The sequence below is a fragment of the Hoylesella marshii DSM 16973 = JCM 13450 genome (assembly GCF_000146675.1).
Lineage (GTDB): Bacteria > Bacteroidota > Bacteroidia > Bacteroidales > Bacteroidaceae > Prevotella > Prevotella marshii.
This window is the reverse complement of sequence record NZ_GL397214.1, coordinates 1,468,999-1,477,938: the sequence shown is the minus strand read 5'-3', so window position 1 is coordinate 1,477,938 and position 8,940 is coordinate 1,468,999. Positions and strand designations below refer to the sequence as shown.

The window sequence follows — 8,940 nt, the reverse complement described above, 5'->3', positions numbered from 1 at the left end:
GCAGATTCCAATAGCAAGTGCAAATCTCATATACAATACAAAGTTGATTAATCTCTGGGAGATTTCGGTCTCCCTTTTCTTTTTTTGTATTGCTACTGAAATCTTTTTGTCTCGTCGGGGCTTTCAGCCCCTTGTCGACGGCGTTCCCCGAGTGTTTTTCATAGTCCCCTCTTTTAATAAAAGAGACTATTTGCACTTCTTAGTGGAACTTATAGTTTATCTCTTCCCTCAAAAAACTTCTGGAAAAGTTTGGTCGTTTCATAGGAAAGCTTTACCTTTGCATTCGCAATTCAGCAAAAAGGCTCCGTAGCTCAACTGAATAGAGCATCTGACTACGGATCAGAAGGTTCCGGGTTTGAATCCCAGCGGAGTCACAAAGAGAATTCGATATATCGGATTCTCTTTTTATTTTCTAATCGTATCTCTGACGTCATCTCCCAAATTTATAAACTTGCGGAAATCAAATTGACACTTAATAGGGTAGATTCGTTGTTTAATTGATTTTGATTTCTTATCTTTGCATTGCATATTGTAAATATCAGAATCGTTATTAAGCAAATCAGATAATGTAAGACGTACAAGAATAATCTTTCCAATCAACCTCAAACACCCATGCCCTCGACACGGTGTTGCTCTGAAAGGAGATTCAGCAGGGGGGCACGATTATCATGAAAAAAAATACATTATTCACGCTCCTTCTTATCATAGCGGCAATGATGTGGGCTAGTAGCACAAGTGCAAGTATTGTGCTTGCCGGACAGTGGCTTACGAGAACAAACAATGTCATCGGCCAAGGTATCACCGGTAAGGTGCATTACGATGCCAAGAACAAAGTACTCACCCTCACTAACGCTCACATCAAGTATAGAAACGGAGTCCTTACAAGCAACGATGAGGGGCTGAAATTGATAGTAAAAGGGAATTGCTCCTTTACGGACATCTCTCCCCAAAGTAAATCAACCGTTCTGCTCAAAAAGTCTATGACCATCACCGGCGGTGGTACACTCACCATCGAAGGGCCGGGGATGGCTATCGACTTAAATACCAATGCTACTGCCAACCTCACCATCATCGACTGTAGTGTCACGGCCAAGAGCGACATTTTTGGCATTATCGGTAGTCCGACATCAACACTTATTATTCACAACGCCACGGTCAAGGCCACAGGTCGTCAGTTCGGCTCCATCCGCAACTGGGGCGACATCAAGCTCGAAGGCTGTAAGATTGTACAGCCCGCAGATGCGACCATCGACAATACCACGGGGTATAATGCCGTCATGTCAGGTGGTGCAGTGGTGAACAAGGAAGTGGTGATTGTCCCTGATGGCACGCTTTCCATCATAATCCCGACTGTCGATGTTCCCGCCAACAAGCGCGGCATTTATACCCTTGATGGCATCCGTCTCACGAGCAAGTTCGAAAACCTGCCCGAGGGCGTGTATATCGTGAACGGCCGAAAGATGGTGAAAAAGTGAACAACAGTAGATGAAAAGTGACGGGCGATGGATGGTATGGAGGCAATCACAGTGCATCTGTCACTCATCCTAATCATGAATGAATCACTGAGAAAACGAGAATTCCCTCATCTGTTCTTATGCTCTCTATAGAAGACGGATGAGGAATTTTTATGTGTATAAGGAACAAGAAAGACGAACGGGACGTATAGAAGCGGGTAGGTGCTTTATGAAAAATTAATAAATATTATTTGGTCTTATGTCTCCTTATATCTACTTTTACCGTCCGAAATGAAAAACGAACCTAAACAACATTAATTCAACCCATGATACGAGAAAAACAAATCGTGGAATGTGTCCCTAATTTCAGCGAAGGACGCAATCAAAATGTAATCAAACAAATCACAGACGAAATCGTTTCTGTAAAAGGTGTCAAACTGCTGGATGTCGACCCCGGTGAGGCTACTAATCGAACGGTGGTAACATTCGTTGGCGAACCCAAAGAGGTTGTCGAGGCAGCTTTCCTTGCAGTGAAGAAAGCAGCACAACTCATCGACATGCGTCAGCATCACGGTGCCCATCCGCGAATGGGAGCAACGGATGTTTGCCCTCTCATCCCCGTGTCGGGTATAACGCTGGAAGAGTGTGCCGAACTGGCTCGCAAGTTGGCTGAACGAATTGCAAAAGAACTGAATGTGCCTTGCTATTGCTATGAAGCTGCAGCACTAAAGCCCGAGAGAAAGAATCTTGCCATTTGTCGTAAGGGCGAATACGAAGGACTGCCTGAACGAATGACCGATACCGGTGAAGCTCCCGATTTCGGCGCACGAGCTTTCGACGAATCGATTGCCCGCACCGGATGCACAGCCGTGGGCGCACGCGATTTTCTCATCGCAACAAACTTCAACCTGAACACCACATCCACTCGTAGGGCTAACGCGATTGCTTTCGACGTTAGAGAAAAAGGTCGTCCGCAGCGCGAAGGAGGTTCACCGATTGGTAAACCGATGAAGGATGCCAATGGCAAAACCATTATGATTCCCGGAACGCTGAAAGGAACAAAGGCGATTGGCTGGTTCATCGACGAATACGGCATTGCACAGGTGTCGATGAACATTACCGATATAAACGTTACCCCATTGCACATTGCTTTTGACGAGGTCTGCCGTTGCGCACAAAACCGTGGCGTTCGTGTGACAGGTACCGAAATCGTTGGCTTGATACCGAAACGCACGCTCATTGACGCAGGTAAATATTTCTTGCGCAAGCAAAACCGCTCTACGGGCATTCCCGAGGAAGATATACTTAAAATAGCCGTCTCGTCGATGGGACTGGCTGATTTGAAACCATTCAATCCACGCGAGAAAGTTATTGAGTATCTGCTCGAAGACGAAAACAAAACAGACCGACTCATCGACCTGACAGTAAAAGGCTTCGCCGACGAAACATCGCGCGAATCTCCAGCTCCGGGTGGCGGAACCATCGCAGCCTACATGGGTGCGCTGGGTGCAGCATTGGGAACGATGGTTGCTAACCTCTCAAGCCACAAACCAGGTTGGGATGCCCGCTGGGAAGAGTTTAGCAACTGGGCAGACAAGGGACAGAAGATTCAGACAGAGTTAATGGCACTCGTTGACGAAGACACCGAAGCCTTCAATCGCATCATGTCTGCCTTCGGAATGCCAAAAGGAACCGACGAAGAGAAAGCCTTACGCTCGGCAGCCATTCAGGATGCCACGTTATATGCAACACAAGTTCCGTTGCACACGATGAAGGCCTCCTATCATGTATTCGGGCTGTGCCGCGCAATGGCCGAAGAAGGTAATCCGAACAGCGTTTCCGATGCCGGAGTAGGTGCATTGGCCGCTCGCGCTGCCGTCCTTGGCGCCGGATTGAACGTGAAAATCAACGCCGCCGGATTGAAAGACCGCGCAACTGCCGACAAATTGGTTGCCGAGGCCAACGAACTGATTGCAAAGGCTAATTCGGAAGAAGCAGAGATATTGAAAATCGTTGAATCAAAAATGTAATCCAACTATGACCAAAGAACAATTTGTAAAAGATATTCGTGCCGGCATTCCCGACACACTGCCTGAGCCGCAAGCCTACGACACGACTATCAACCATGCGCCTAAGCGCAAGGATATTCTTACCGAAGAGGAAAAGAGGCTTGCACTTCGCAACGCTTTGCGCTACTTCCCGCAGAAGTTCCACGCCGTTCTGGCTCCCGAGTTTGCCGAGGAACTGAAAACGTATGGAAGAATATACATGTATCGTTTCAGGCCTACCTACGAGATGTACGCCCGTCCGATTGACGAGTATCCACACCGCTCGCAGCAGGCCGCAGCCATCATGATGATGATTCAGAACAACCTCGATAAGGCTGTAGCACAGCATCCGCACGAACTGATAACCTATGGCGGAAACGGCGCCGTATTCCAGAACTGGGCGCAATATCGGCTTGTAATGAAATACTTGAGCGAGATGACCGACGAGCAAACACTTGTGATGTATTCCGGTCACCCGCTCGGTTTGTTCCCCTCGCACAAAAACGCTCCACGCGTGGTTGTGACAAATGGAATGGTTATTCCGAACTATTCAAAGCCAGACGACTGGGAGCGCGACAATGCACTCGGCGTAAGTCAATACGGACAAATGACGGCCGGCTCGTATATGTATATCGGTCCACAAGGCATTGTTCACGGAACGACGATAACCGTCCTGAACGCCGCTCGCAAGGTAGGAGGCAACAACATGAAACTGTTCGTTACAGCAGGTCTGGGCGGAATGTCGGGCGCACAGCCTAAGGCCGGAAACATTGCAGGCGTTGTCAGCGTAACGGCCGAAATCAATCCGTTAGCTGCCCGCAAGCGTTATGAGCAAGGTTGGGTAGACGAGCTGCACGAAAACCTCGACGAGCTGATTCCAGCAATCCGCAAAGCCGTTGAAGAAAAGCGCGTAGTTTCAATGGCATACGTAGGCAACGTGGTAGACCTCTGGGAACGCCTCGCCGACGAGAACATTCGCGTAGATCTCGGAAGCGACCAGACCTCGCTCCACAATCCATGGGCTGGCGGATACTATCCCGTCGGACAGAGTCTTGAGGAATCGAAACGCATGATGGCCGAAGCACCCGAAGAGTTTAAAGAGAAGGTACAAGAGTCGCTCCGCCGTCAGGTTGCAGCCATCAACAGGCTCACCGCAAAAGGCATGTACTTCTTCGACTACGGCAATGCTTTCCTACTCGAATCAAGTCGCGCAGGAGCCGACATTATGGGCAAAAACGGAAAGTTCCGTTATCCATCCTACGTGCAAGACATCATGGGGCCGATGTTCTTCGACTATGGTTTCGGCCCGTTCCGATGGGTATGCTCGTCGGGCGACCCGAAAGACCTGGCAACAACCGACCGCATCGCAACCGAAGTTCTCGAAGAAATACGCAAGACTGCAACTCCCGACATCATCGGGCAGTTAGACGACAACATCCACTGGATTAAGGAAGCCGGCAAGAATCAGCTCGTCGTAGGTTCGCAAGCACGCATCCTATACGCCGATTCAGAGGGAAGAATAAAAATAGCCCTCGCCTTCAATGAAGCCGTGCGCAGCGGCCTAATCAGCAAACCCGTTGTGCTCGGGCGCGACCATCACGACGTATCAGGCACCGACTCGCCATTCCGCGAAACCAGCAACATCTACGACGGTTCGCAATTCTGCGCCGACATGGCCGTACAGAACGTCATCGGCGACTCCTTCCGCGGCGCCACTTGGGTGTCGATTCACAACGGCGGCGGAGTAGGCTGGGGCGAAGTCATCAACGGCGGCTTCGGCATGGTTGTCGATGGAAGCGACGACTCGGCACGCCGCATTCAGCAAATGCTACTTTGGGACGTAAACAACGGCATCGCACGCCGGAGCTGGGCACGCAACAAGGGTTCCATTGACGCCATCAAGCGCGAGATGGAGCGCACACCCAACCTCACCGTAACGCTCCCCAACCTCGTGGACGACGGCATCATCGACAAAGCATTCTAACAACAACGCAATGGGAACAGTTCCGTCCGCCACACATTCCGTCGCCCCTTCGGGGCTTCGGTTGATTGGTCGACCATTTTACAGGGGTGGAGCCCTATCGGGCTCCACCGCCTGCCTGTGGTCTGACGCCCCTTCGGGGCTTGCACGGGATAGCGATTGTCCTCTCGACGAAACGGCATTTGTCCTCTAAGTTAAACGTCAATCGTTCTCTAAGTTAAACGACATTTGTCCTCTAAGTTAAACGGCATTTGTCCTCTAAGTTAAGCGACATTTGCCCTCTAAGTTAAACGGCATTTGTCCTCTAAGTTAAACGTCATTTGCCCTCTAAGTTAAACGACGACCGTCCGCCCTAAGGAGCGATAATCGCCGTCTAAGTTTAACAGTCTACATCCCTACCTCAATCCCTATAAACAATTTAATAAATCAATTATAATGACACATCAAATAAGCGCAGAACACCTCTCCATCGAACGCATCGGAGAGATTATAGAGAAAAGAATAAAACTCGAGCTCTCCGACGACGCCCGCCAGAGAATTACACGCTGCCGCGAGTATCTGGACAAAAAGATCGAAGCATCAGACAAGCCCATCTACGGCATAACAACCGGCTTCGGCTCGCTGTGCAAAATATCTATCGACAAGCAACAACTCTCCGACCTCCAGAAAAACCTTATGATGTCGCACGCCTGCGGCGTAGGCGAACGCGTGCCAAACGAAATCGTGAAGATAATGCTCCTGCTGAAGATACAGTCGCTAAGCTACGGCTTCTCCGGCTGCCAATTGGCAACAGTGGAGCGACTGATTGACTTCTTCAACAACGACATCTACCCCGTTGTCTACATGCAAGGCTCGCTCGGCGCATCGGGCGACCTCGTTCCGTTAGCCCACCTATGCCTGCCGCTTCTGGGCATTGGCAGCGTAGAAATAAACGGCGAAGTTATCTCGGGCGAAGAAATGCTCAAGAAGATGAATTGGCAACCCATCCAGCTCGTTTCAAAAGAAGGACTCGCACTGCTCAACGGAACACAGAACATGAACGCTTTCGCCGTTTGGTGCTTGCTACAAGCACAGCGATTGAGCGACTGGGCAGACAAGATAGGCGCCATGTCGCTCGAAGCCTACGACGGACGCATCGAACCATTCACACACGCCGTACACGCCGTTCGTCCGCACCAAGGACAAATAGACACCGCACGACACATTCGCGAACTGCTCGAAGGAAGCGAACTCATCAAACAACCAAAGATAAACGTACAAGACCCCTACTCGTTCCGCTGCATGCCACAAGTGCACGGCGCGTCGAAAGATACGATACGCTACGTGAAATCGGTTATCGACATCGAAGTGAACGCCGCTACCGACAACCCAACCGTCTGCCCCGACGAAGACCTTGTCATCTCAGCCGGCAACTTCCACGGCGAACCCATTGCACAACCAATGGACTTCCTCGCAATCGCCCTATGCGAACTGGGCAACATCTCCGAACGACGCATCTACAAACTCGTATCCGGCACACGCAACCTTCCAAGCTTCTTGGTAGCTAAACCGGGTGTGAACAGCGGATTCATGATTCCACAATACACCGCCGCCTCTATCGTGAGCCAGAGCAAGATGTACTGTACACCCGCTTCAGCCGACAGCATCCCCTCGTCGCAAGGACAGGAAGACCACGTAAGCATGGGCGCCAACGCCGCCACGAAACTCTATCAAGTGGTGCTCAACACAGAACGAGTGCTCGCCATCGAGCTGTTCAATGCAGCCCAAGCGCTGGAGTTCCGTCGGCCGCTGAAGTCGTCGCCAGCCATCGAAGCTATCTTCAATGCCTATCGTAAAGAAGTGCCCTTCATCGTCAATGACGAATTCATGGCACCTCATATCGCTAAATCAGTAGACTTCTTGCGCAAATGAAACTATTCGTAAAAAACATAGCAATCCTTGCAGGCGCAGACAGCCACGGCAAACTGCGCTTGCAAGGCCGCGAAATGGCAGAGACAGGCATCATCAACGATGCCTTTCTTTATGTTGAAGATGGTATCATCAAACGTTTCGGACAGATGGCCGAAGCCCAAGACCTGGAGCATACGCCCAACGTAACCATCGTTGATGCAGAAGGCGGAGCCGTTTTGCCCTCATGGTGCGACTCACATTCGCATGTCGTCTTCGGCGGGAGTCGCGAACAAGAGTTCGTGGATAAGATACGCGGACTCAGCTATGCCGAGATAGCCAAGCGAGGCGGAGGTATCCTCAACTCGGCCGACCTGCTGCACAACACTAGCGAAGACGAACTCTACCGCCAAGCCATGCGACGCGTCAATGAAGTGATTCGTAAAGGAACCGGATGCCTCGAAATCAAGAGCGGTTACGGGCTCAACACCGAAGACGAACTGAAGATGCTGCGCGTGATTCGCCGTATAAAAGAAACAGCTCCATTACGCGTTGTCTCCACCTTCCTCGGCGCTCATGCCGTGTCGAGAGAATATGCCGGTCGACAAGCCGAATATGTAGACCTCGTCATCAATGAAATGATTCCGGCTGTAGGCGAAGAAAAGTTAGCCGATTTTATCGACGTGTTCTGCGACACAGGCTTCTTTACCCCCGACGAAACCGGCCGAATCATGGAAGCAGCTGCGAAATACGGAATGCGTCCCAAGATTCATGCCGACGAACTCGCCGCATCGGGAGGCGTAGAAGTGGCCATACGCCATAACGCCCTGTCCGTCGACCATCTGGAAAGCATGACCGAAGAAGAGATAGAACTCTTCCGCAATGCCGAAACCATTCCTACCGCATTGCCCGGAACCTCCTTCTTCCTTAATATGAAATATGCTCCCGGCCGGCAAATCATCGACCACGGTCTCAGTTTGGCATTAGCCAGCGACTATAATCCCGGCTCAACTCCCTCGGGCGATATGAAGTTCATCTTCTCCCTCGGCTGCATAAAGCTCCGTCTTCTCCCCATCGAAGCTTTCAATGCCGTAACCCTGAACGGCGCCTACGCCATGAATTTAAGTCGCAACTACGGCTCGATAGCTGTGGGCAAGATGGCCAACTTCTTCATCACCATCCCGATTCCTTCACTCGATTTCATCCCATATTCCTACACCACCCCGCTCGTGAATCGAGTGTTCCTGCGTGGTGAAGAGTATCGCTAAGCAGACATTCTACAGACGTTTGTCAAGGATGAAGCACCCTCTACACGTGCTCCCGCACTTCGCAGGAGCACGTTTCTTTATTCTTTTATTAGGGAGGAATATGATTTATCTCCCGAATGATAAAAAGGCACGTGTCTTTCTCGCAGCTTGCAACAATGCTAAGATTTACACAGATGTATTATTGAGAAAGGGTACCGACCTTTCTATGTACAAACGCCATCTGTGCCACGTACAAACGGTATCTGTACAGGATACGAATGCCGACTTATGAATCGTAACTTTAAAGTTGCAATCTCGAACTT

5 protein-coding genes and 1 tRNA gene are annotated in these 8,940 nt (G+C 50.4%); all 6 read left to right on the top strand.

Annotated features, from left to right (window positions below; all coding sequences use genetic code 11):
* Nucleotides 1-300: 300 nt before the first annotated feature.
* The 6 genes from HMPREF0658_RS06220 (at nt 301) to hutI (ending at nt 8,638) form a co-directional block, all read left to right on the top strand.
* Nucleotides 301-374 (top strand) — tRNA-Arg (locus HMPREF0658_RS06220).
* 294 nt (nt 375-668) lie between these two features.
* Nucleotides 669-1,475: a hypothetical protein gene (locus HMPREF0658_RS06215; protein WP_006949429.1), complete on the top strand. Its 807-nt coding sequence runs from the start codon at nt 669-671 to the stop codon at nt 1,473-1,475.
* A gap of 305 nt (nt 1,476-1,780) precedes the next feature.
* On the top strand, nt 1,781-3,484 hold the full coding sequence (gene ftcD / locus HMPREF0658_RS06210) for a glutamate formimidoyltransferase (protein ID WP_006949428.1): 1,704 nt from the start codon (nt 1,781-1,783) through the stop codon (nt 3,482-3,484).
* A gap of 7 nt (nt 3,485-3,491) precedes the next feature.
* The gene (locus HMPREF0658_RS06205) at nt 3,492-5,486 is read left to right on the top strand and encodes a urocanate hydratase (RefSeq protein ID WP_006949426.1); all 1,995 of its coding nucleotides are present in this window, start codon (nt 3,492-3,494) and stop codon (nt 5,484-5,486) included.
* A gap of 432 nt (nt 5,487-5,918) precedes the next feature.
* Nucleotides 5,919-7,394 carry a histidine ammonia-lyase gene (gene hutH, locus HMPREF0658_RS06200; RefSeq protein WP_006949424.1) on the top strand — a complete coding sequence of 492 codons (1,476 nt, stop codon included), beginning with the start codon at nt 5,919-5,921 and terminating at the stop codon, nt 7,392-7,394.
* A complete protein-coding gene (hutI, locus tag HMPREF0658_RS06195) occupies nt 7,391-8,638 on the top strand; it encodes an imidazolonepropionase (protein ID WP_006949421.1) in 1,248 nt (415 codons plus the stop codon). Before hutH ends, hutI begins: the two co-directional genes overlap by 4 nt.
* Nucleotides 8,639-8,940: the final 302 nt, after the last annotated feature.

Coding starts and splice junctions, on each gene's coding strand:
- hutH (WP_006949424.1), top strand. CDS start 5,919: ATGACACATCAAATAAGCGCAGAACACCTCTCCATCGAACGCATCGGA.
- HMPREF0658_RS06205 (WP_006949426.1), top strand. CDS start 3,492: ATGACCAAAGAACAATTTGTAAAAGATATTCGTGCCGGCATTCCCGAC.
- hutI (WP_006949421.1), top strand. CDS start 7,391: ATGAAACTATTCGTAAAAAACATAGCAATCCTTGCAGGCGCAGACAGC.
- HMPREF0658_RS06215 (WP_006949429.1), top strand. CDS start 669: ATGAAAAAAAATACATTATTCACGCTCCTTCTTATCATAGCGGCAATG.
- ftcD (WP_006949428.1), top strand. CDS start 1,781: ATGATACGAGAAAAACAAATCGTGGAATGTGTCCCTAATTTCAGCGAA.